The organism is Streptomyces sp. NPDC000348, from assembly GCF_042898795.1.
Classification (GTDB): Bacteria; Actinomycetota; Actinomycetes; order Streptomycetales; family Streptomycetaceae; genus Streptomyces.
This window is the reverse complement of the sequence record NZ_JBIAZD010000025.1, coordinates 83837-105846: the sequence shown is the minus strand read 5'-3', so window position 1 is coordinate 105846 and position 22010 is coordinate 83837. Positions and strand designations below refer to the sequence as shown.

The 22010-nt window shown below is 72.7% G+C and carries 19 protein-coding genes and 2 pseudogenes; 8 read left to right on the top strand and 13 right to left on the bottom strand.

Annotation, left to right across the window (positions count from 1 at the left end):
- Positions 1 to 234 precede the first annotated feature (234 nt).
- Positions 235 to 417 (top strand): hypothetical protein, encoded by a 183-nt coding sequence (locus ACFY3N_RS33350; RefSeq protein WP_390820548.1) that lies wholly within the window; start codon positions 235 to 237, stop codon positions 415 to 417.
- Positions 418 to 421: 4 nt separating this feature from the next.
- Here the strand turns inward: ACFY3N_RS33350 and ACFY3N_RS33345 are convergent, their stop codons facing one another.
- The 3 genes from ACFY3N_RS33345 to ACFY3N_RS33335 form a co-directional block, all read right to left on the bottom strand.
- Positions 422 to 1807: a tannase/feruloyl esterase family alpha/beta hydrolase gene (locus ACFY3N_RS33345; RefSeq protein ID WP_390820547.1), complete on the bottom strand. Its 1386-nt coding sequence runs from the start codon at positions 1805 to 1807 to the stop codon at positions 422 to 424.
- A 180-nt stretch (positions 1808 to 1987) separates the two neighbouring features.
- On the bottom strand, positions 1988 to 2860 hold the full coding sequence (locus ACFY3N_RS33340) for a hypothetical protein (RefSeq protein WP_390820546.1): 873 nt from the start codon (positions 2858 to 2860) through the stop codon (positions 1988 to 1990).
- 511 nt (positions 2861 to 3371) lie between these two features.
- Positions 3372 to 3971, bottom strand: a complete 600-nt coding sequence (locus tag ACFY3N_RS33335; protein WP_390820545.1) for a class I SAM-dependent methyltransferase — start codon at positions 3969 to 3971, stop codon at positions 3372 to 3374.
- A gap of 325 nt (positions 3972 to 4296) precedes the next feature.
- On the opposite strand from ACFY3N_RS33335, the gene ACFY3N_RS33330 reads away from it, so the two are divergent.
- From ACFY3N_RS33330 to ACFY3N_RS33320, 3 genes and pseudogenes are all read left to right on the top strand, one after another.
- Positions 4297 to 4704, top strand: a complete 408-nt coding sequence (locus ACFY3N_RS33330; RefSeq protein WP_390820544.1) for a roadblock/LC7 domain-containing protein — start codon at positions 4297 to 4299, stop codon at positions 4702 to 4704.
- A 126-nt stretch (positions 4705 to 4830) separates the two neighbouring features.
- A pseudogene (locus ACFY3N_RS33325) lies at positions 4831 to 5127 on the top strand (DUF6397 family protein); the annotation flags it as partial.
- Positions 5128 to 5209: 82 nt separating this feature from the next.
- Positions 5210 to 5713: a DUF6397 family protein gene (locus ACFY3N_RS33320; RefSeq protein ID WP_390820543.1), complete on the top strand. Its 504-nt coding sequence runs from the start codon at positions 5210 to 5212 to the stop codon at positions 5711 to 5713.
- Here ACFY3N_RS33320 and ACFY3N_RS33315 read toward each other — a convergent pair.
- The gene (locus ACFY3N_RS33315) at positions 5650 to 6516 is read right to left on the bottom strand and encodes an acyl-CoA thioesterase (RefSeq protein WP_390820542.1); all 867 of its coding nucleotides are present in this window, start codon (positions 6514 to 6516) and stop codon (positions 5650 to 5652) included. The genes ACFY3N_RS33320 and ACFY3N_RS33315 overlap by 64 nt on opposite strands.
- Before the next feature lie 19 nt (positions 6517 to 6535).
- Positions 6536 to 9049, bottom strand: a complete 2514-nt coding sequence (locus ACFY3N_RS33310; RefSeq protein ID WP_390820541.1) for a DEAD/DEAH box helicase — start codon at positions 9047 to 9049, stop codon at positions 6536 to 6538.
- A 145-nt stretch (positions 9050 to 9194) separates the two neighbouring features.
- On the opposite strand from ACFY3N_RS33310, the gene ACFY3N_RS33305 reads away from it, so the two are divergent.
- Complete coding sequence (locus ACFY3N_RS33305; RefSeq protein WP_390820540.1) at positions 9195 to 9989, top strand: metal-dependent hydrolase; 795 nt, start codon at positions 9195 to 9197, stop codon at positions 9987 to 9989.
- Between the two features lie 20 nt (positions 9990 to 10009).
- On the opposite strand, the gene ACFY3N_RS33300 is transcribed toward ACFY3N_RS33305, so the two are convergent.
- The 5 genes from ACFY3N_RS33300 to ACFY3N_RS33280 form a co-directional block, all read right to left on the bottom strand.
- A complete protein-coding gene (locus tag ACFY3N_RS33300) occupies positions 10010 to 10264 on the bottom strand; it encodes a type B 50S ribosomal protein L31 (protein WP_073934726.1) in 255 nt (84 codons plus the stop codon).
- Between the two features lie 15 nt (positions 10265 to 10279).
- The gene (locus ACFY3N_RS33295) at positions 10280 to 10750 is read right to left on the bottom strand and encodes a DUF5709 domain-containing protein (RefSeq protein WP_390820539.1); all 471 of its coding nucleotides are present in this window, start codon (positions 10748 to 10750) and stop codon (positions 10280 to 10282) included.
- 483 nt (positions 10751 to 11233) lie between these two features.
- Positions 11234 to 13015 (bottom strand): ABC transporter ATP-binding protein, encoded by a 1782-nt coding sequence (locus ACFY3N_RS33290; RefSeq protein ID WP_390820538.1) that lies wholly within the window; start codon positions 13013 to 13015, stop codon positions 11234 to 11236.
- Positions 13012 to 14844 (bottom strand): ABC transporter ATP-binding protein, encoded by a 1833-nt coding sequence (locus ACFY3N_RS33285; protein WP_390820537.1) that lies wholly within the window; start codon positions 14842 to 14844, stop codon positions 13012 to 13014. The genes ACFY3N_RS33290 and ACFY3N_RS33285 overlap by 4 nt, the downstream gene beginning before the upstream one ends.
- A gap of 211 nt (positions 14845 to 15055) precedes the next feature.
- Positions 15056 to 15520, bottom strand: coding sequence for a MarR family winged helix-turn-helix transcriptional regulator (locus ACFY3N_RS33280; protein ID WP_390820536.1), 465 nt, complete (start codon positions 15518 to 15520; stop codon positions 15056 to 15058).
- Between the two features lie 105 nt (positions 15521 to 15625).
- Between ACFY3N_RS33280 and ACFY3N_RS33275 the strand changes: the two genes are divergently transcribed.
- The gene (locus ACFY3N_RS33275; RefSeq protein WP_390820535.1) at positions 15626 to 17428 is read left to right on the top strand and encodes an ABC transporter ATP-binding protein; all 1803 of its coding nucleotides are present in this window, start codon (positions 15626 to 15628) and stop codon (positions 17426 to 17428) included.
- A gap of 43 nt (positions 17429 to 17471) precedes the next feature.
- The gene (gene mltG / locus ACFY3N_RS33270) at positions 17472 to 18329 is read left to right on the top strand and encodes an endolytic transglycosylase MltG (protein WP_390820534.1); all 858 of its coding nucleotides are present in this window, start codon (positions 17472 to 17474) and stop codon (positions 18327 to 18329) included.
- An 18-nt stretch (positions 18330 to 18347) separates the two neighbouring features.
- Here the strand turns inward: mltG and ACFY3N_RS33265 are convergent, their stop codons facing one another.
- Positions 18348 to 19418, bottom strand: a complete 1071-nt coding sequence (locus tag ACFY3N_RS33265) for an NAD(P)-binding domain-containing protein (protein ID WP_390820554.1) — start codon at positions 19416 to 19418, stop codon at positions 18348 to 18350.
- A 92-nt stretch (positions 19419 to 19510) separates the two neighbouring features.
- On the opposite strand from ACFY3N_RS33265, the gene ACFY3N_RS33260 reads away from it, so the two are divergent.
- Positions 19511 to 19933, top strand: coding sequence for a secondary thiamine-phosphate synthase enzyme YjbQ (locus ACFY3N_RS33260; protein ID WP_390820533.1), 423 nt, complete (start codon positions 19511 to 19513; stop codon positions 19931 to 19933).
- A gap of 220 nt (positions 19934 to 20153) precedes the next feature.
- Here the strand turns inward: ACFY3N_RS33260 and ACFY3N_RS33255 are convergent, their stop codons facing one another.
- Positions 20154 to 20633: a hypothetical protein gene (locus tag ACFY3N_RS33255; RefSeq protein WP_390820532.1), complete on the bottom strand. Its 480-nt coding sequence runs from the start codon at positions 20631 to 20633 to the stop codon at positions 20154 to 20156.
- A gap of 474 nt (positions 20634 to 21107) precedes the next feature.
- A pseudogene (locus ACFY3N_RS33250) lies at positions 21108 to 21384 on the bottom strand (transposase); the annotation flags it as partial.
- Positions 21385 to 22010 lie beyond the last annotated feature (626 nt).

Here is a 22010-nt window from a genome sequence, read left to right as displayed (position 1 = left end):
GGGGGGGGGGGGGGGGGGGGGGGGGGGGGGGGGGGGGGGGGGGGCGGGGGGGGGGCGGGGGCCCCGCGGGGGGGGGGGGGGGGGGCCCCCCCCCCCGCCCCCCCCACGACGGGCTCTCGGAGACCTTAGGGGGCGCACCTCAGGGACGTCTCAGGGGCGCGGTCCGGAACCGCCGCGGGCTCGGGCCCGTTCTCACGGCAGAGAGCGGCAGTGGCCGCGAAGGAGGCGACACTCATGTCGAAGAACGCCAAGATCGCCGCGGGGGGTGTGGCGGTCGGACTGATCCTGCTCATCTGGCTGCCCTGGTGGGCCGCGCTCCTGATAGTCCTGGGAGTCCCGGCCGCCGCGTACCTAGCCCTGGACCCCGCACAGCGGCGCAGGCTGCGCCGCGTCTCGCGCAAGGAGCTGGGCCGCTGAGGCGCTACGGCGTCACTTCCTCACCGGAGTCCAGCGCGCAGGAGTTGACCACGTCGCCGTCCGCGGGCCTGCCGACCGTTCGGTCCGCGGGCGGCGCGACTCCCCGCTCCACCCAGGCGACCAGGGCGTCGAACGCCGAGCGGTAGCAGGGCAGGATCGGCCGCAGCCGGTCCGGGTGGGTGTCGTACAGCCCGTCGGCGTGCGTGCCGTCCTGCACCGTGTAGTAGCGGTGCATCCGGCCGCGTCCGCTCGCCTCGACCATGGTGTCGTACACATCGGAGTCGACGGACTTGGGCAGCAGCGCGTCCAGATCGCCGTGCAGGGTGATCATCGGCCGGCCGATCCGCCCGGTGAGCGCCACCCGCTCCACGGCGCGGTGCACGGACGCGGGACGCGAGGCGTAGTCGTAGGCGGCGTCCGACGGGCACGGCGCGAGGATCCGCTCCGTCGTCGACCCGGCGGAGGGGGCGGGACAGTCCGGGTCGTGGTCGGGGTCGAACTCGGCGCGGTAGATCTTCTGCGTGAGCCCCCAGTAGACCTTCTCGTGGTACGGCCACAGGAACTCGGACCCGCGTGCGAAGCCCGCCGCGTACATGTCCTCGTCGGTCGCCCTGCCGTACGTCCGGGCCACCGCCACCGGAAGGGAGAGCAGCGGGTGACGCCCCTCGGCGGCCCACAGGGTGCCCTCCCAGTCGACCCCGCCGTCGTACAGCTCCGGGCGGTTCTCCAGCTGCCAGCGTGTGAGGTAGCCGCCGTTGGAGACGCCGGTCATGTACGTACGGCGCGGAGCCTGCCCGTAACGCTGGGCCACCGCGCGCCGGGCGGCGCGGGTGAGCTGTGTGGTGCGCGCGTTCCACTCGGCGACCGCGTCACCGGGCCTCCTGCCATCACGGTGGAAGTCGACGCCGCTGTTGCCCTTGTCGGTCGCCGCATAGGCGTAGCCCCGCGCCAGCACCTGGTCGGAGATCGCCTTGTCGGTCGCGTACTGCTTGCGGTTGCCGGGTGCGCCGGTGACCACCAGGCCGCCGTTCCAGCGGTCGGGCAGCCGGATCACGAACTGGGCGTCGTGCCGCCAGCCGTGGGTGTTGTTGAAACGGGAGGAGTCCGGGAAGTAGCCGTCGATCTGCACCCCGGGCACGCCGGACGGCGACCGGGTGGCCGCGGCGGTCAGCCCCGCCTGGTCGGTCATGTCGGTGTACGGCGTACCGGCCAGCCCCGCCGTGGTCAGATCGGCGAGGCAGGCACTGCGCTGGTGGGCGGCGCCCGGTACACGCACGCGTTCCTGGCGCGCGCAGTGACCGTCCCCGGCCGCGCCGGCCGGAGCCGGAGCGGTGAGTGCGGCCGCGGCGAGGACGGCGACGAGCGACGGAATGCCACGGGAGGGGTGCATGACGGCCTCCGAAAGGATGAACAGCGGAAGGGGAACAGCGGTCGATCGCGGAACTGCCCCATGGTGAGGGCCCGCCCTCGCCGTCATCGATGGGTGGACACCCTATGGAACGGCGCCCGCACGTGGGGGTTTAACACACGCTGTTGTCCCTCATCCGTGGCCTTGTGACGTCGCGTGTGCTCAGCGCGGCCGTACGGCCATCCGGTCGAGCGCTTCGAGCAGGCCCGGCAGCTCCGGGCCCCGGCCCACCGGCAGGACCTCGCCGGGTTCGTCGTCGAGCAGGACGAACGCGATGTCGTCCGTCCGGGCCACCAGCGACCAGCCGGGGCCGTCGGCACGCAGGGTGCGCGCCCCACCCGGGGCGAAGGACGAGCGGACCCGGCCGAGCGGCGGCGGCGAGCCGACGTACGCGCGTGCCTCCGCCAGCACCCGCCGGATCCCGCGGTGCCCCGGCCGCCCGTCCGGTCGGGCGCCCGTCTCCTCCGTCCGGCCGTCCTGCGCGGGTTCCTCCACGTCGTCTGCCGCCCGGGCCGGGCCACCCGGCACCGGGAACGCCGCGTCGTCGACCCGCTCCCGCCAGACCGCCCACTGCAGCGCGATCTCGTCGGCACCCAGCCGGCGCTGGGCGGGTCCCCAGGTCTCGGCGTCCGGAGGGGCCAGCGGGGGCCGGTCCGCGGCGTCCGGCCCGGGATCGTGCGGCGCGGGCACGTTCGGCGCCGCGACGGCCACCGCGAGGGGCCAGCCGGGCAGCGCGGCGACGACCGTGCGCTCGTCCGGCGACAGATCGTGTTCCATCCCGCAGTCCCAGGACGCGATCGCGACGGCGACCAGCGAGACGTCGTCGACGACGACGGTCCACCGGGCGCCCCCGCCGTCCTGGCCGAGCACCAGCCCGTACCCGTCGGCGAGGGGTGGAAGGCCGAGCGTCGCGCACGCCTCCGGGTAGTCGTCGCCCAGTACGCTCGGGAACTTCGCCGGCGTCAGCAGCGCCGCCGTGAGCACGTAGAGCGCGTCGTCCGCGGCGGCGACGGCTTCCTCGTCCGTCCCGGCCATCCCAGCCTCCCCATCGGTTCGTCCACCGGCGCGCACCCTATGCCGACCCCGAGCCGCTTGTCACGACCCCCGCGGCCATGCCCGGAGCTGCGTGTTTCCGACCGGACGGGGGCGAATCGACCACGCGTCGGCGGACGGTTCGGGCGGCCGGAGGACCCGGCGGCACCCGCACGACCGTCCCCGGGGACCCGTCCCGTTCCCGCATGAGCGCGGTCACCGCCCGGCACGGCCGGCCCGTTCGCCCCGGACGACAGCGCCTCCGGCGGCACCCGGCCGGCCCGCTTCGCCGGTCCGGTCCCGGCCGTCCTCCGCGCAGGCCGGGACGTACGCCGCGGCGGCCTCGAACAGATCGTGCGGACGCGCCTCCCGCGCGGCCCGTCCCTCCACGCGCCAACCGCGGTCCGGCAAGCGCGGTCACCGGCCGCCGGACCCGGACGCCGCACTCCGTACCGGGACTTCGGAGCGGTCCGGTGCGGAACCCGGACCGAGTGCCCGGCGCGTGGCCGGGTGTTCAGTCCGTACGGACGGCCAGTGCCAGGAAGCGCGTGTCCTCGTCGGCGTACGACGTCATGCGCCACCCCGAACGGGACAGCAGCGCCCGGAGATTCGGCTCCGCGCGGAGGTCGTCCGGGGTGAGCGTGCGGCCCTGCCGGGCGGCGAGTGCCGCCCGCCCGATCGGATGGAACAGCGCGAGCGCGCCACCCGGCCGCACCACCCGCGCGATCTCCCGGAGGCCGGCGGCCGCATCGGGCAGGTGGGCGATCAGGCCGGCCGCGAACACGGCGTCCAGCGCGGACGGGCGCAGCGGCAGCGCGGCGACGTCGGTCAGCAGCAGCGCCCCGTCCCGGTCCCGTCCGGCCCGCGCCGCCTCCCGCAGCATGGCCGGTGTCAGGTCCGCGCCGAGGACCACGCCGGAGGGCCCCACGGCCGCACGCAGCGGAGGCAGGGCGCGCCCTGTGCCGCAGCCCGCGTCGAGCACCCGGTCCCCCTCGTGCAGCCCGAGTCCGGCGACCGCGGCGGCGTAGGCCGGACCGTCGTCGGGGAAGCGGCGGTCCCAGTCGGCGGCACGCGCGGTGAAGAACTCCTGGACGTGTGTGTGGTCGTCGCTCATGCCCCGCATGATCCCCCACCGGCACGGACGACGCCCCGCACAGAGCCTGTGCGTTCACGCCGGAGGCGAACGCGTCCCAGGACCACTCCGGCTCGTCGAGCGCGCCGGACGCGTGTGCACCGCGCGGCCGCCCGACTGCCCGACCCGGTGGGACGACCGCGGGATCCGGGCTCGCGCCACCGTTCCTCGGTCATCTTCCGCCCCTCGGCCCCCGTCCTCCTTGCCCGGCGCCCGGTCGTGGGTAAGGCTGGCGCGAGGTCCCTCCCGCCAGGAGGGAACGGCACACGGGGCAGAACACGGGGAAGACCAGGGGGAGAGGCACGACATGGCGCAGAACCGGGGACTCGACTGGCTGCTGGACGACCTGACCCAACGCGTCGAACACGTCCGGCACGCGCTGGTCCTGTCCAACGACGGGCTGGTGACGGGCGCGAGCACGGGGCTGCGGCGCGAGGACGCGGAGCACCTCGCCGCCGTCTCGTCCGGACTGCACAGCCTCGCCAAGGGGTCGGGGCGGCACTTCGGCGCGGGCGGGGTGCGTCAGACGATGATCGAGTTCGACGACGCGGTGCTCTTCGTCACCGCGGCGGGCGCCGGCAGCTGTCTGTGCGTACTCAGCGGGGCGGAGGCCGACATCGGCCGGATCGCGTACGAGATGACCTTGCTCGTCAACCGGGTCGGCGAACACCTGGACGTGGACGCCCGTCGGCCGGAACCCGACACAGAGCTCTGACCTGCGAGTCCTTCCTCCGCTGTGGAGTTATCCACAGGGTCGACACGGAGAGTGACAAAGCGGCTACGGTTTTTCCGAGCGGCGCACCCGGCGCCGGCCGCCCACACTCCACGGGGGAAGGCGAACATGCCCGGACAGCACACCATCGCGCACCACACCACCGCCACCGCCGAGCGGCCCACGGCGGCCCGGGAGGACTGGTCCGGCCCGGGTCGCGCGGCCCGCGCCCTCGGTCTCAAGGAAACCGAGTTCGACCTGGCCGTGCGGCTCGGGCGGATCCGTACGATCCCCGACGGCGGCGGAGGGGGCCGACGGGTCGACCGGGCCGAGATCGAGCGGCTCCGCGCCGGGCCGGGCTTTCCGGAGGCCCTGCACCGGAGCGTGCGGGCCGTGGGCACCACGGAGGGCGCCGCCCTCATCGCGGTGACGAAGACCCGTTTCACCCGCCTCGCGAGGCTGGGACTGCTGGTGCCCGTGAAGTTTCCACCCGAACCGCTACCGTGCCGTGGTCTGGCTCTATCCGGCCGAGGAACCAAGGACGTTCGCGGCCGACGACAGGAACACCCCCCTGCTGACGGGGCGCACGCCCGAGACCCTCGGGAGCCGGCTCGGCACCGGCATCGACCTCCGTCCGCGGAACTGGCGCACCCGGCAGCTGGACTTCATGCTCCACCGGGCCGAGGACCCCTGGGCACGCGCCGGGGCCGTGGCGTCACTGCTCGCCCCGCCGCACGTGTCAGAGGCCGTCCCGGACGCCTACGACCGCTCCCACCTCAACCGGTTCCGCCGGCCGCCGGCGTCCCACGGCGCGCCCGGCTCACCGGCCGGCGCCCCGCCCCGCTCCCCGCCGCCCCGGACCGGCTCGGCGGGCGCGGGAAACCGTCGGGCCGGTGCGCGGCACGTCCCTCGGCCTGCTGGGCCGGTGGCGGCGCGGAAACCGGTGACCTACAGGGCCCGGAACAACCCCTCCTGGACGACGGACACCAGCATCCGGCCCTCCAGGTCGTAGATCCGGCCGCGGGCCAGGCCCCGCCCGCCCGTGGCGATCGGCGACTCCTGGTCGTACAGGAACCACTCGTCGGCGCGGAACGGGCGGTGGAACCACATGGCGTGGTCCAGCGACGCCATGTCGAAGCCGCGCGGCCCCCACAGCGGCTCCACCGGGATCCGCACGGCGTCCAGGAGGGTCATGTCACTGGCGTACGTCAGGGCACAGGTGTGCACCAGCGGATCGTCGCCGAGCGGGCCGACCGCGCGCATCCACACCGCGCTGCGCGGCTCGGCGTCCTTGACCTCGTCGGCGTCCCAGCGCAGCCGGTCCACATAGCGGATGTCGAAGGGCTGGCGGCGCGCCATCCGCTCCAACTGCTCCGGCAGCGTGCCCAGATGCTCACGGATCTCGTCGGACACCGTCGGCAGCGACTCGGGGTCCGGGACCTCGCGGGCCGGCGGCAGCTGGTGTTCGAAGCTTCCCGGTTCGGGCTTGTGGAAGGAGGCGGTCAGATTGAAGATCGTGCGGCCCTGCTGCACCGCGGTGACCCGCCGGGTCGTGAACGACCGGCCGTCCCGCACCCGTTCCACCTGGTACACGATCGGCACCCCGGGCCTGCCCGGACGAAGGAAGTACGCGTGCAGGGAGTGCACGGGACGGTCGCCCTCCGTGGTGCGGCCGGCGGCGACCAGGGCCTGGCCGGCCACCTGGCCGCCGAAGACCCGCTGGAGGGACTCCTGCGGGCTGCGGCCACGGAATATGTTGACCTCGATCTGCTCCAGGTCGAGCAGGGCGACGAGGCTCTCGGCGGGATTCGTCATGGGTGGGGTTCTCCTGTGCTCACAACTGGCCGACATCGGTGACCCGGACGACCGCACGGCCCTCCGCGTCGGAGGCGGTGAGGTCGACCTCGGCGCTGATGCCCCAGTCGTGGTCGCCGCTGGGGTCGTCGAAGATCTGCCGGACCCGCCACAGCCCGTTCTGCGGCTCCTCCTCGATCAGGAGCAGTTTCGGCCCGCGGGCGTCGGGACCGGTGCCGAGCTCCTCGTGCTCGTCCCAGTACTTGTCCATCGCCTCGCCCCAGGCCTCGGCGTCCCAGCCGCCCTCGGCGTCCAGCTCGCCCAGTTCCCCCACCTGGTCGAGGGCGGCGAGCTCGACCCGGCGGAACATGGCGTTGCGGACCAGGACGCGGAAGGCACGGGCGTTGGCGGTGACCGGCTTGACCTGGTCGGCCCTCTCCTGCGCCTCCTCGGCGGTCATCTCCTCCGGATTGGCCAGCTGCTCCCACTCGTCCAGCAGGCTGGAGTCGACCTGGCGCACCGTCTCGCCCAGCCAGGCGATCAGGTCCTCCAGGTCCTCCGACTTCAGGTCGTCCGGGACGGTGTGCTCCAGCGCCTTGTAGGCGCTCGCGAGGTAGCGCAGCACGATGCCCTCGGTGCGGGCCAGCTCGTAGTGGGACACCAACTCGGTGAACGACAGCGCCCGTTCGTACATGTCCCGGATCACGGACTTCGGCGACAGCGGATGGTCGCCGACCCAGGGATGGCTCTTGCGGTAGGTGTTGTACGCGTGGAAGAGCAGCTCCTCCAGCGGCTTCGGGTAGGTGACGTCCTGGAGCCGCTCCATGCGCTCCTCGTACTCCACGCCGTCGGCCTTCATCGCAGCGACCGCCTCGCCGCGCGCCTTGTTCTGCTGGGCGGCGAGGATCTGGCGCGGATCGTCCAGCGTGGACTCCACGACGGACACCATGTCCAACGCGTACGACGGCGACTCGGGGTCCAGCAGCTCGAACGCGGCCAGTGCGAACGTGGACAGCGGCTGGTTCAGCGCGAAGTCCTGCTGCAGGTCCACGGTGAGGCGGACGATCCGGCCCTCGGCGTCCGGCCGGTCGAGCTTCTCGACGATGCCGCCGTCCAGCAGCGAGCGGTAGATGGCGATCGCCCGCCGGATGTGCCGCAGCTGCTGCTTGCGCGGCTCGTGGTTGTCCTCCAGCAGCCGCCGCATGGCCTCGAAGGCGTCTCCGGGCCGGGCGATCACCGACAGCAGCATGGTGTGCGTGACCCGGAAACGGGAGGTCAGCGGCTCCGGCTCGGAGGCGATGAGCTTCTCGAAGGTCTGCTCGCTCCAGGCGACGAAGCCCTCGGGTGCCTTCTTGCGCACGACCTTGCGGCGCTTCTTCGGATCGTCACCGGCCTTGGCCAGCGCCTTCTCGTTCTCGATGACGTGCTCGGGGGCCTGGGCCACCACGAAGCCCTCGGTGTCGAAGCCGGCGCGACCGGCGCGGCCCGCGATCTGGTGGAACTCACGGGCCCGCAGCGTGCGCACGCGGTTGCCGTCGTACTTGGTCAGGGCCGTGAACAGCACCGTGCGGATGGGGACGTTGACGCCCACCCCGAGCGTGTCGGTGCCGCAGATAACCTTCAGCAGACCGGCCTGCGCGAGCTTCTCCACCAGCCGCCGGTACTTGGGCAGCATGCCGGCGTGATGCACGCCGATGCCGTGCCGGACGTAGCGGGACAGGTTGCGGCCGAACTTGGTGGTGAAGCGGAAGTTGCCGATCAGTTCGGCGATCCGGTCCTTCTCCTCGCGCGTGCACATGTTGATGCTCATCAGCGCCTGCGCCCGCTCCACCGCCTGCGCCTGCGTGAAGTGCACGATGTAGACCGGCGCCTGCCGGGCCTCGAGCAGATCGGTGAGCGTCTCGGTGAGCGGCGTGTACCGGTACTCGTAGGACAGCGGCACCGGCCGGGTCGCCGAGCGGACCACGGAGGTGGGACGGTCCGTGCGGCGGGTGAGGTCCTTCTCGAAGAAGGAGACGTCGCCGAGCGTCGCCGACATCAGCACGAACTGCGCCTGCGGCAGCTCCAGGAGCGGGATCTGCCAGGCCCAGCCGCGGTCCGGCTCCGCGTAGAAGTGGAACTCGTCCATCACGACCTGGCCCACGTCGGCGTCCTTGCCGTCGCGCAGCGCGATCGACGCCAGCACCTCGGCGGTGCAGCAGATGACCGGGGCGTCGGCGTTGACGGACGCGTCGCCGGTGAGCATGCCGACGTTCTCCGTGCCGAAGATCTTGCACAGCTCGAAGAACTTCTCCGACACCAGCGCCTTGATGGGCGCCGTGTAGAAGGTGACCTCGTCGCGCGCCAGGGCGGCGAAGTGGGCACCCGCCGCGATCATGCTCTTGCCGGAGCCGGTGGGCGTCGACACGATCACGTTCGCCCCGGAGACCACCTCGATCAGCGCCTCCTCCTGGTGCGGATAGAGCGTGAGACCGCGCTCCCGGGCCCACGACTCGAAGGCTTCGTAGAGGGCGTCGGGGTCGGCGGTCGGCGGCAGCTGATCGATGAGGGTCACGTCCCCATCTTGCCTGCCCACCCGGCCGATGGGGGAATCGGCTACGGGCGGGAAGATCGCGAACGCTACGCTGTGTCGCCGGAGGAGGGTCGGCGCGCCCGGTCAACCGGTCGGCGGCGAACGAGAAATGGGGCGGGCAACGGCGATGATGGGACCAGCACACTCACTGTCGGGCGCCGCGGCCTGGCTCGGGGTCGGCGCGGCGACCGCCGCGGCCGGACACCCCATGCCCTGGCCGGTCCTCCTGGCCGGCGCCCTGATCTGCGCCGGCGCCGCGCTCGCCCCGGACCTGGACCACAAGGCGGCCACCATCTCGCGGGCCTTCGGGCCCCTGTCCCGCTGGCTGTGCGAGATCGTCGACAAGCTGTCCTACGCCGTCTACAAGGCCACCAAGAAGCAGGGCGATCCGCGCCGCTCCGGCGGGCACCGCACGCTCACGCACACCTGGCTGTGGGCGGTGCTGATCGGTGCCGGCACCGCGGTCCTGGCGATCACGGGCGGCCGCTGGGCGGTGCTGGCCATCCTCTTCGTGCACATGGTGCTGGCCATCGAGGGCCTGCTGTGGCGGGCGACGCGAGGTTCCAGCAGCGATGTCCTGGTGTGGCTGCTGGCCGCGACCAGCGCCTGGATCCTCGCGGGCGTCCTGGACGAGCCGGGCAACGGGGCGGACTGGCTGTTCACCGAGCCGGGCCAGGAGTACCTGTGGCTGGGCCTGCCGGTCGTCCTGGGCGCGCTGGTGCACGACATCGGGGACGCGCTGACCGTCTCCGGCTGTCCGATCCTGTGGCCGATACCGGTGGGCCGCAAGCGCTGGTACCCGATCGGCCCGCCGAAGGCGATGCGGTTCCGGGCCGGCAGCTGGGTGGAGCTGAAGGTGCTGATGCCCGTGTTCATGCTGCTGGGCGGAGTGGGCTGCGCGGCGGCGCTCAACGTGATCTGAGGCACGCGCCCGTCCGGGACTCAGCCGGAGCCCTCACCGCCGTACCGGCGCTCGAAGCGGGCGACGCGGCCCTCCGTGTCCACGGTCCGGGCCCTGCCCGTGTAGAACGGGTGGCTCTCCGAGGAGATCTCCACCTCCACCACCGGGTAGGTCTCGCCGTCGTCCCACTCGATGGTCCGGTCGCTGGTCGCGGTGGACCGGGTGAGGAAGGCGTATCCGGCGGCACGGTCACGGAAGACGACCGGATGGTAGTCGGGGTGCTTGTCCTGCTGCATGAGTGCTCCTCGGGGTCAGCCCGGCAGGTTGTCCTCGTCGACGACGTGGACCGCGGCCTCCTCGGCGGAAGCGGCCGCGCCGTCGATGCCGACGTCCATGGCGACCAGGGCCTCCTCCTCGTCCTCGTGCGCCCCTTCGTCGGGGGCCACGAGCCGGCCGGAGCGCGCGGCTCCCACCTCGTTGTCCAGGAGTTCCCCGTCGGTGCCCGAGGAATCACCGATGCCGTCGCCGTCGCCGTCGGTGAGATCGGGCAGTTCCTCGGCGAGACGCTGGTCCAGCGTCTCGCCCTCGTGGCGCTCCGCCGCCGTCACACCGTAGTGCTCCACGGCCCAGGGCCGCTCCGGAGGGGACCAGCCCCGGTCGAGGGGGTCGGCGACGCCGTCGTTCTCCAGGGTGTCCTCGGCGTCGAGCAGTCCGGCGTCGTCCTGAATCTCGGACGCGTCGGGCTGGTACACGTCGTCTCCCCAACCGTCGGCGCTGTTCACGGGTACCTCCAGAGGGTGGGGGCGGGCCCGTTCCCGCCGCGGCCCGCGCCGGGCCGCCGGTACGAGGCACTGGCGCCTCCGGTGCCCGGTCCGCCGGGCCCCTGGGGGCTCCCCGAGCCGGTGCCTGACTCCAGCCTTCCACCGGAGCTCCCCACCGCGCAACGGCACACCACCGGCGGACGGCGCGCCCGGGGCCCTCATCCCGCCGGGCCCGGAACCCCCGCCGAGGCCCCGGCCCGCGGCCCGGAACCGTCCCCGGGCCCGCACGGGCACGGCCGCCGGCGCGGATCGTGTTCCCCGGCCCCACCGCTGCCGGGGCGTCCCGTGCCCCGATCCGGCGGCCGGCCGGCGGAACGGCACGGTGCCGCCGCCCGGCCCCGCGCCGCCGGCCCGGTCAGCGGGATCCCGGGCTGCTCCGAGGCCACCCCGGCAGGCCCGGGGGGACCTCGCTCGCAGGCCCGCCTCCGCCGGGGCGGTGCGGGCTCAGCCGTGCCAGGAGCGCCACAGCGCCGCGTACGCTCCGTCCGCCGCGACCAGGTCGTCGTGGCTGCCCAGTTCGCTGATGCGGCCGTTCTCCACGACGGCGATGACGTCCGCGTCATGGGCGGTGTGCAGGCGGTGGGCGATGGCCACGACGGTCCTGCCGTCCAGGACGCGGGCCAGGGAGCGTTCCAGGTGCCGTGCCGCGCGCGGGTCGAGCAGCGAGGTCGCCTCGTCCAGGACCAGCGTGTGCGGGTCGGCCAGCACCAGCCGGGCCAGCGCGATCTGCTGGGCCTGGGCCGGGGTGAGCGCGAACCCGCCGGAGCCGACCTCGGTGTCCAGTCCCTCGTCCAGCGCACGGGCCCAGCCGTCCGCGTCGACCGCCCCGAGCGCCGCCCACAGTTCGGCGTCCTCCGCGTTCGTCCTGGCGAGCCGCAGATTGTCGCGCAGGGAGCCCACGAAGACGTGATGCTCCTGGTTGACCAGGGCCACATGCTCCCGGACCCGTTCCGCGGTCATCCGCGACAGCTCGGCGTCGCCCAGGGTGACCCGCCCGTCCCGGGGCGCGTAGATCCCGGCGAGCAGCCGGCCCAGGGTGGACTTGCCCGCGCCCGAGGGGCCGACCAGCGCCAGCCTGGTCCCGGGGGCCACCTCCAGGGAGACCTTGCGCAGCACGTCGACGCCCTCCCGGTAGCCGAAGTGCACCCGGTCCGCGTGCACCCGGCGCCCGTCGGGGGAGAGCGCGGCGTCACCGGCGTCGGGCTCGATCTCCCGGACCCCGACCAGCCGCGCCAGCGACACCTGCGCCACCTGCAGCTCGTCGTACCAGCGCAGGATCAGCCCCACCGGATCGACGAGCATCTGCGCGATCAGCGCGCCCGTGGTCAGCTGGCCGACACCGATCCAGCCCCGCAGGACGAACACCCCGCCGATCATCAGCACCGAGCCGAGCACGGTCACATGGGTGATGTTGATGACGGGGACGAGCACCGACCGCAGCCAGAGGGTGTAGCGCTCCCAGGCCGTCCACTCCCTGACCCGCTGGTCGGACAGGGCCACGCGACGCCCGCCGAGGCGGTGCGCCTCCACGGTCCGTCCCGCGTCCACGGTCTCGGCGAGCGAGGCGGCCACGGCGGCGTACCCGGCGGCCTCCGAGCGGTATCCGGCCGGCGCCCGCCGGAAGTACCAGCGGCAGACGACCACCAGCAGGGGCACGGCGACCAGCACGGCCGGAGCCAGCTCGGGCGCCGTGACGACCAGTCCGCCCAGCAGCAGCGCCGCCCACACCACGCCGATGGCCAGCTGGGGCACGGCCTCGCGCATCGCGTTGCCGAGCCGGTCGATGTCGGTCGTGATCCGCGACAGCAGATCACCCGTGCCCGCCCGTTCCAGCACACCCGGCGGCAGCCCGACCGACCGCACCAGGAAGTCCTCGCGCAGATCGGCCAGCATCCGCTCGCCGAGCATCGCCCCGCGCAGCCGTACCTGCCGGACGAACACCGCCTGGACGGCAAGCGCGAGCACGAACAGCGTGACCGTGAGCCCCAGACGCAGCTCCCGCTCCCGGCCGGAGACCCGTTCCACGAGTCCGCCCAGCAGGTACGGACCCACCATCGAGGAGACCACGGCGACCGTGTTCACGATGATCAGCAGCACGAAGGCCCGGCGGTGCCTGCGCAGCAGTTCGCCCACGTAGGCGCGGACGGTCGCGGGCGCACCCACGGGCAGCGTGGCGGCCGTGGTCGGGGCCGCCGGGTCGTAGGCCGGTGGCGCCACGCCGATCATGCTGTCTCCTCGATCTCTTCCAGCTGTTCCAGTCGGTGCAGGACCTCGTCCTCGCGCAGGACGCCGTCCTCGTCCAGGACCTCGGCCGGTGCGGCCTCGTCCTCGGTCTCGCGCGTCACCACGGCCCGGTACCGGGGCTCGGTGCGCACCAGTTCGCGGTGGCCGCCGACCGCCGCGACGGTGCCGTCGTGCAGGAACACCACCCGGTCGGCGCGGTCCAGCAGCAGCGGGGACGAGGTGAACACCACGGTGGTGCGCCGCGCCCGCAGGTCACGCACGCCCTGGGCGACACGGGCCTCGGTGTGCGAGTCGACGGCCGAAGTCGGCTCGTCCAGGACGAGCACCTCCGGGTCCGTGACCAGCGACCGGGCCAGTGCGAGCCGCTGGCGCTGCCCGCCGGACAGGGACCGCCCGCGCTCGGTGATCCGCGCGTCCATCGGGTCCGCGACGTCCACCGAGCCCTGCACCAGCGCCGTCAGCACGTCCCCGCACTGCGCGGCGTCCAGCGCGTCGCGCGGATCGACCGCACCGGACGCCGGCACGTCGAGCAGCTCGCGCAGGGTGCCGGAGAGCAGCACCGGATCCTTGTCCTGCACGAGGACGGCCCGGCGGGCGCAGTCCAGCGGCAGTTCGTCGAGCGGCACCCCTCCGAGCAGCACCGAGACGCCCTGCTCGGAGGCGTGTCCGCCGAGCCGTTCGGCCAGCCGTCCCGCCGCGTCCGGGTCCCCGCACACCACGGCGGTGAGCCTGCCCGCGGGGGCGAGCAGACCGGTCGCCGGGTCGTACAGGTCACCGGACGGGTCCTCGGCGCCGCGCGATCCCGCGGTGTCCGTGGCCCGCTCCAGCGACAGCACGCGCGAGGCCCGCTTCGCCGAGGGACGCGAGAAGGAGTACGCCATCGCGATCTCCTCGAAGTGCCGCAGCGGGTAGGTGAGCACCATGACCGAGCTGTAGACGGTGACCAGTTCACCGACGGCGATCCGGCCCTCGCGGGCGAGGTGGACGCCGTACCAGACCACCGTGATCAGCAGGATCCCCGGCAGCACTACCTGGATCGCGGCGATCAGGGCCCACATCCTGGCGCTGCGCACGGCGGCGTGGCGGACCTCCTGGGAGGCCCGGCGGTAGCGGTCGAGGAACAGTTCCTCGCCGCCGATGCCGCGCAGTACGCGCAGCCCGGCGACGGTGTCCGAGGCGAGCTCGGTGGCCCGGCCGGCCTTCTCGCGCTGGACGTCCGCCCGCCGGGTGGCGCGGGGGAGCAGCGGCAGCACCGCGATTGCCAGCACCGGCAGCCCCACGGCGACGACGACCCCCAGCGCCGGCTGGTAGACGACCAGGCCGACGCAGACCAGCACGATGGTGACCGCCGCCGCCGTGAACCGCGACAGGGCCTCCACGAACCACCCGATCTTCTCGACGTCACCGGTGGACACGGCCACGACCTCACCGGCGGCGACACGCCGGGTCAGCGCGGAGCCCAGCGTCGCCGCCTTGCGGGCCAGCAGCTGCTGGACGCGGGCCGCCGCGGTGATCCAGTTGGTGACGGCGGCGCGGTGCAGGAAGGTGTCGCCGACCGCGTTGCCCGCACAGGCCAGCGCCATCAGGCCGCCGGCCAGCGCGAGCCGGCCGCCGGAGCGGTCGACCGCGGCCTGGACGGCGACGCCGACGCAGAATGGCAGCGAGGCCACGGAGGCGAAGTGCAGCAGACCCCAGGCCAGTGACTTGAGCTGCCCGGACAGCTGATTCCGGAAGAGCCACCACAGGAATCGGGGACCCGAGCGCGCGTCGGGCACCCCCGGATCGGGAAACGGAAGGTCTTGAATCTGCATGACGTCCCAGTGGCTCGGATCAGGGGGGGCGGCGGAAACGGGGGAGAAGGCGGAAGGGCATGCGGGCACGGCTGCCGCCGTCCGGGGGCGGCGGCAGCAAACCGTGACAGGTTGACCCCGCTACGTACCGGGAGGCAAACGGTTTTCCGTCAGGGCGCACGGAACCGGCGGCCCGGCCGGCCCGCACCGCCGTGCCGGCACGTCACACGGGTCATGCGGACGCGTCGCCGCACCCCGGGGGGACCGGCCCGTCGACCAGGGCGTCCAGCAACTCGCCCAGAGCCTCGCGCTGGGCGTCCCCCAGCGGGGCCAGGATCTCCTCCGCGGCGGACCGGCGCGCGGCGCGCAGTTCCCGCAGGGCCGCGCGTCCGTCGTCGGTGAGCTCGATCCGGGTCACCCGCCGATTGGCCGGATCCGGGACCCGCCGCACCTTGCCGTTCGCCTCCAGCCCGTCGACCAGTGTGGTGACGGCGCGGGGCACCACCTCCAGCCGCTCGGCCAGATCGGTCATGCGGGGCGGCGAACCGTAATGCGCGAGCGTGCGCAGCAGCCGAGACTGGGCAGGGGTGATGCCGAGTTCGCGCCGCTCCAGATGGCGCTTTTGGATGCGGTGCACCCGGCGGGTCAGCCGAAGCAGCTGCTCGGCCAGCAGGCCGTCGGGGTCGGGAGCGGTCATGCGGGAACAATATCAGGATGCCGCTCATTGTGAGTAGAGGTAACAATGAGCTATGCTCCGCCTGCCCTCGGGCCCCCGTCCCGGGCACCCGTCCCGAAGGAGACCATGCACCCCGACCACGAACCCGACTGGACCCCGCCCGCCGGCGCCGGGAAGCAACCCCGGCAGGTGCGGCGCATCCTGAGGCTCTTCCGTCCCTACCGGGGCCGCCTCGCGATCGTCGGCCTGCTCGTCGGCGCCGCCTCGCTGGTCTCGGTGGCCACCCCGTTCCTGCTGAAGGCGATCCTCGACGTCGCCATCCCCGAGGGCCGCACCGGGCTGCTCAGCCTGCTCGCGCTCGGCATGATCCTCAGCGCCGTCCTCACCAGCGTCTTCGGCGTGCTGCAGACCCTGATCTCGACCACCGTCGGCCAGCGCGTGATGCACGACCTGCGCACCGCCGTCTACGGCCGGCTCCAGCGCATGTCGCTCGCCTTCTTCACCCGCACCCGCACCGGCGAGGTCCAGTCCCGCATCGCCAACGACATCGGCGGCATGCAGGCCACCGTGACCTCCACGGCGACGTCCCTGGTCTCCAACCTCACCAGTGTGGTCGCCACCGTCGTCGCGATGCTGGCGCTCGACTGGCGGCTGACCGTGGTCTCACTGGTCCTGCTGCCGGTGTTCGTCTGGATCAGCCGCCGGGTGGGCAACGAGCGCAAGAAGATCACCACCCAGCGCCAGAAGCAGATGGCGGCGATGGCCGCCACGGTCACCGAGTCGCTCTCGGTCAGCGGCATCCTGCTCGGCCGCACCATGGGCCGCTCCGACTCCCTGACCGGCGCCTTCGCGGACGAGTCCGAGCGTCTGGTCGACCTGGAGGTCCGGTCGAACATGGCCGGCCGCTGGCGCATGGCCGTCATCACGATCGTCATGGCCGCCATGCCGGCGGTCATCTACTGGACGGCCGGCATCGCCCTGCAGGCGGGCGGCCCCGCGGTCTCCATCGGCACCATCGTCGCCTTCGTCTCGCTCCAACAGGGGCTGTTCCGCCCGGCCGTGAGCCTGCTGTCCACCGGTGTCCAGATCCAGACGTCGCTCGCGCTCTTCCAGCGCATCTTCGAGTACCTCGACCTCCCGGTCGACATCACCGAGCGCGCGGACCCGGTCCACCTCGACCGGATCAAGGGCGAGGTCCGCTTCGAGGACGTCACCTTCGGATACGACGACAAGAGCGGCCCCGTCCTCGACGGCATCGACATCACCGTCCCCCCGGGCGGCAGCCTCGCCGTGGTCGGGCCGACCGGCGCCGGCAAGTCCACCCTCGGTCACCTCGTGCCGCGGCTGTACGACGTCACGGGCGGCCGGGTCACCCTCGACGGCGTGGACGTCCGAGACCTCGACTTCGACACGCTGGCCCGCGCGGTGGGCGTCGTCTCCCAGGAGACGTACCTCTTCCACGCCTCGGTCGCGGACAACCTGCGCTTCGCCAAGCCGGACGCCACCGACGAGGAGCTGCACGCGGCGGCGCGGGCCGCGCAGATCCACGACCACATCGCCGCCCTGCCCGACGGGTACGACACGGTGGTCGGCGAGCGCGGCCACCGCTTCTCCGGTGGTGAGAAGCAGCGCCTGGCGATCGCCCGGACCATCCTGCGCGACCCGCCGGTCCTGGTGCTCGACGAGGCCACCAGCGCGCTGGACACCCGCACCGAGGCCGCCGTCCAGGAGGCCATCGACGCGCTGTCGGCCGACCGCACCACGGTCACCATCGCCCACCGGCTGTCCACCGTCCGCAGCGCCGACCAGATCGTGGTCCTCGACTCCGGCCGCGCGGTCGAACGCGGCACGCACGAGGAACTGCTGGAGCGCGGCGGGCGGTATGCGGCCCTCGTGCGCCGGGACGCCCAACTGGAGCCGACAAGATGAAGATATGCCAGGTTTATGGCGGTATGCGGGTTACCGTGCCCGCATGCAGACGAACACTCCGTCACGGAGCACGATCCGACTGACGCGCCGGGGCCGCCTCGCCCTCGCGGCGCTCGGAGCCGTCGTGGCCGGCACCGCCGTGGCGGTGCCGCTGCTGATCATGAACGGCGGCGACGAATCCCGCCCCACCACCCTGGTGGTCCCGGAGGGCTGGCGCGCGAGCCAGGTGTACGCCGCCGTCGACGAGGTCCTCGACCTGCCCGCCGGCACCACGAAGAAGTCCCTCGCCACGGCGGACCTGAAGCTGCCCGACGAGGCCGGGGGCAACCCGGAGGGCTACCTCTTCCCGGCGACCTATCCGCTCCGGGAGAAGGCGACCCCCCAGAAGCTGCTGTCCCGCATGGTCGACACCGCCGACAAGAAGTTCAACGGGGCCCCGGTCGCCGCCGGTGCGCAGCGCAACGCGATGAACGTCTATCAGGCGGTCACCGTCGCGAGCATCGTCCAGGCCGAGGCGGCCACCAAGGCCGACATGGGCAAGGTGGCCCGGGTGATCTTCAACCGGCTGGAGCGCGGGATGCCGCTCCAGATGGACTCCACCGTCCACTACGCCCTGAACCGCACGACGCCGCGCACGACGGCCCCCGACACCGAGGTCGACAGCCCCTACAACTCCTACCGGCGCATGGGGCTGCCCCCGACCCCGATCGACAACCCCGGCGAGGACGCGGTGCGCGCCGCGATCAACCCGGCCCCGGGCGACTGGCTCTACTTCGTCACCGTCAGGCCGGGCGACACCCGCTTCACGGCCGACTACGCGGAGCACCAGCGCAACGTCGCCGAGTCCGACGCCGAGCGGAAGAAGGCGGGCGGGGAGGCGGGCGAACCGCCGGAGAAGTGAGCAGCCGGCCCCCGGCCGTCACGCCGCGGCCCGCTCCTCCCGCGCCAGGAGCCGCCCGATCTCCCGTACCGCCGCGCGTCCGGCCCGGTTGGCGCCGATCGTGCTCGCCGAGGGGCCGTAGCCGACCAGATGGATCCGCGGGTCGGCGACCGCCCGCGTGCCCTCGACCCGGATCCCGCCCCCCGGCTCCCGCAGCCGCAGCGGGGCGAGATGCCCGACGGCGGGACGGAAGCCGGTCGCCCACAGGATGACGTCGGCCGCCACCCGCCGCCGGTCCGCCCACTCCACGCCGTCGGGCGTGATCCGCTCGAACAGGGGCCGCCGGTCGAGCACGCCGTCCGCGAGACCCCGCCGGATCGCGTCGTTCAGCGGCAGCCCCGTCACGGAGACGACACTGCGCGGCGGCAGGCCCAGCCGCACCCGCTCCTCGACGAGCGCCACGGCCGCCCGGCCCGCCTCCTCGTCGAACGGACCCTCACGGAAGACCGGGGGCCGCCGGGTCACCCACGTCGTGGCCGCCGCGTACGGCGCGATCTCCAGCAGATGCTGGGTACCCGACGCGCCGCCGCCCACCACGACCACCCGCTGCCCGGTGAACGCCTCCGGCCCCGGGTACCGCGCCGTGTGCAGCTGCCGTCCCCGGAAGGTCTCCTGGCCCGGAAAGCGCGGCCAGAACGGCCGGTCCCAGGTGCCGGTGGCGTTGATCAGCGCCCGCGTCGACCAGTCGCCGTCCGAGGTCTCCACCAGCAGCCGTCCGCCGGACCCCTCCCGCACCGCCCGTACGTCCACCGGACGCCGCACCCGCAGGTCGAAGGCCCGCTCGTAGCGGTCGAAGTACGCGCTGATCACCTCGGAGGAGGCCCGCGCCGGATCGGCACCCGTGAGCTCCATCCCGGGCAGCGCGTGCATCCCGTGCACCTTGCCGTACGTCAGTGACGGCCACCGGAACTGCCAGGCGCCGCCGGGGCCCGGGGAATGGTCCAGCACCACGAAGTCGCGGTCCGGCTCGAACCCGGCCCGCCGCAGGTGGTGGGCGCTCGACAGCCCGGCCTGCCCGGCGCCCACGACGACCACGTCGACCTCGCGCATGTCGTTCACGTCTCCACCAACCGGCCGCGGGCCGTGGATCTTCCCGCAGGCGCTCCCGCGGGAACCCCGGCGCATGGGCCAGGATGGAGCACATGTCCGATGCCTTCACCACCCGAGTCCTGAACATCGCCACCGGCTCCGACGAGAGGGTCGTCGACATCACCGGCGACTGCGAAGCCTTCCTGAGGGAGACGGCGGGCGGTCGGGACGGCCTGCTGAACATCTTCGTGCCGCACGCCACGGCCGGTGTCGCCGTGATCGAGACCGGCGCCGGCAGCGACGACGACCTCCTGTCCGCCCTGCACACCCTGCTGCCCGCCGACGACCGCTGGCAGCACCGCCACGGCAGCCCCGGCCACGGCCGCGACCACGTCCTGCCCGCCTTCGTCCCGCCCCACGCGACGCTCCCGGTGGTGGACGGGCGGCTGGAACTGGGCACCTGGCAGTCGGTGTGCCTGGTCGACACGAACGTCTCGAATCACGACCGTCAGGTGCGGTTGTCGTTCCTCGGATAACGCCGCGTCCGACGTCACTGTAGGAGTGGCATCCGGCCGCGCCAAACGAGAGACGCCCTCTGGAGTGGTCATAGCCGCTTCATCCGGCGGTTCCTCCCGTAGGGCATTGCCGCAGTCGGACCGGAGCCCCCCGTGCGCGAGGACTGGCCCTCGCCACACCGCGCAGTGTGCTCGCGTCCGGGGGAGACCGATGAGCATCACCGGTCGCCGGGGACGGACGTCACGAGCGTGGTCGGCATAGGAGGTGCCGGCGCATCACTGCAATGCAGATGGCTCGAGCCGTGATTGACCGGTCCCGGGGATACGGCACGCCGAGGTTCACCCCGCTGTCGGTGGTGATCGGAGGTTGCTGCCAGGCGAGGCTCATCTGCGCGCCGGCTTCCGCTCGGGCCGTCGCTACGAGAGCCGAGTAGGGGCACGCGACGGCTGATGCCTCGATCTGCAGCCGGGCTTGGTGGAAGGCCATCCGTGCGAGAAGGCCGCTGACCTCGTCGGTGAGCTGTTGCCGCACCGCGGGGGAGGACTCGGGCCGACGCCGTATGCGGTACGGCATCTCCAGGTACTCCTCGACCGTGGTCAGTGCTTCGGCGAAGGTCTTGGCCCGGCTTTCCCTGCGTACGGCCCGCTGACCAAGGGTGTACGTCAGATAGGCGCCGAAGAGAGCGATGCGGGGACGATCAGCGCGGCTGTCTGGGTCCACGTCCAGCCGTTGTCCGTCGCCTGTGCCGTCGTGATGACCTGCACACATCACTCCCCGGCATGCCGTGAGGGGCGTCCTCCACTACCCACTGACCACCTTGCTCACCACCGGTGAGCCGCCAGTAGTGTTCGAGGAACAAGTGTGTGCGGACTATCTCGATGAGGTCCAGCAGCCCTTTCGAACCAGTCCAGCGACGTTCGTCCGGATCGTGCGGGTACCAGAGGCAGAGGGCGTCGTCAGGTGAATACCGGTGCTTCGATTTCCATGTGAAGGTGAACGATGCTCTGTGGGAACGCCTTCCAGTTGAGGACCGGCAACAAGTCGACGAACTGGTTGTCGTTGGACGCCATATCCAGGCCGTCGCGTTGATGCGTGAGCGCGCTGGACTGCCGCGGCCGGATCTTCGCGATTGCGTTGATCTGCCGGAACTGCGTGCCCGGGTCTTGCGGGGTGGATGGATGCCGGACAGATCGATCAGGTGTCTCGCCGGTTCAAGGTGTCCTCACGGCAGGCGACTGCTCATGAGGTCGATCACGGCGACGTGGATCATGGCTTCGGACCGGTACGGGTGGGTCTCGTAGTCGCGGGCCAGGCGGCGGTGACGCATGAGCCATCCAAAGGTCCGCTCGACCACCCACCGCCCGGGGATCACTTTGAAGCCTTTGGCGCCAGCTTCGCGTTCGACGACTCCGACGTCGATTCCGAGGCGGGTGCCGTGGTCGATCACCCTGGTGCGGTATCCGCTGTCGGCTCATGCCAGGCTTGAACTGACGGGCCAGGGGAAGATCTTCTTGAAGCTGCCGCCCTCAGTTTGCTGACCTGCAATTTTGGCTTCCTGCGGCTTTCACGGTAACGCTGTCATATGCGGTTGATTCTTCTCATCCGCTCCCCGGGGCGGCTCGTTCTCCTCGGATTCTCCCCAGCGGCTGCTGGGCTCAGAGACGGATCGTTGCTGGCCAAGGACGGGTTCTGCGTCACGCTCAGGTCGCGCAGCGTAGCCGTGCCGCAGGTGTGCAGCAGCGGGCCCCCGGCCAGTCCGAGGCGACTATTCGCGGTGGCTGTGGGGTGTTTCCTCAAAGAGGTCAATCAAGGACAGAGGCACGTCTGCCACTGCGAGTTCGAGGAGCCGGTGATCACTGTGTCGTGGTTGCTGCAGGTGACTGACCAGGTCGTTCGGGCCGTGCGCCGGCGGACCTCCATGAGCACCGAGGCGAAGTACCGCCTGGATCAGCCGTCTGGCCAGAACCGTGGCGCCCGCGCCCCTCGCCAGGTGTGGCGGGCGTGGGGGGGGGGGGGGGCGCCCCGCCCCCCCCCCCCCCCCCCCCCCCCCCCCCCCACCCACCCCCCCCCGCCCCCCCCCCCCCCCCCCCCCCCCCA

Coding starts and splice junctions, on each gene's coding strand:
- ACFY3N_RS33350 (WP_390820548.1), top strand. CDS start 235: ATGTCGAAGAACGCCAAGATCGCCGCGGGGGGTGTGGCGGTCGGACTG.
- ACFY3N_RS33345 (WP_390820547.1), bottom strand. CDS start 1,807: ATGCACCCCTCCCGTGGCATTCCGTCGCTCGTCGCCGTCCTCGCCGCG.
- ACFY3N_RS33340 (WP_390820546.1), bottom strand. CDS start 2,860: ATGGCCGGGACGGACGAGGAAGCCGTCGCCGCCGCGGACGACGCGCTC.
- ACFY3N_RS33335 (WP_390820545.1), bottom strand. CDS start 3,971: ATGAGCGACGACCACACACACGTCCAGGAGTTCTTCACCGCGCGTGCC.
- ACFY3N_RS33330 (WP_390820544.1), top strand. CDS start 4,297: ATGGCGCAGAACCGGGGACTCGACTGGCTGCTGGACGACCTGACCCAA.
- ACFY3N_RS33315 (WP_390820542.1), bottom strand. CDS start 6,516: ATGACGAATCCCGCCGAGAGCCTCGTCGCCCTGCTCGACCTGGAGCAG.
- ACFY3N_RS33305 (WP_390820540.1), top strand. CDS start 9,195: ATGATGGGACCAGCACACTCACTGTCGGGCGCCGCGGCCTGGCTCGGG.
- ACFY3N_RS33300 (WP_073934726.1), bottom strand. CDS start 10,264: ATGCAGCAGGACAAGCACCCCGACTACCATCCGGTCGTCTTCCGTGAC.
- ACFY3N_RS33290 (WP_390820538.1), bottom strand. CDS start 13,015: ATGATCGGCGTGGCGCCACCGGCCTACGACCCGGCGGCCCCGACCACG.
- ACFY3N_RS33285 (WP_390820537.1), bottom strand. CDS start 14,844: ATGCAGATTCAAGACCTTCCGTTTCCCGATCCGGGGGTGCCCGACGCG.
- ACFY3N_RS33280 (WP_390820536.1), bottom strand. CDS start 15,520: ATGACCGCTCCCGACCCCGACGGCCTGCTGGCCGAGCAGCTGCTTCGG.
- ACFY3N_RS33275 (WP_390820535.1), top strand. CDS start 15,626: ATGCACCCCGACCACGAACCCGACTGGACCCCGCCCGCCGGCGCCGGG.
- mltG (WP_390820534.1), top strand. CDS start 17,472: ATGCAGACGAACACTCCGTCACGGAGCACGATCCGACTGACGCGCCGG.
- ACFY3N_RS33265 (WP_390820554.1), bottom strand. CDS start 19,418: ATGCGCGAGGTCGACGTGGTCGTCGTGGGCGCCGGGCAGGCCGGGCTG.
- ACFY3N_RS33260 (WP_390820533.1), top strand. CDS start 19,511: ATGTCCGATGCCTTCACCACCCGAGTCCTGAACATCGCCACCGGCTCC.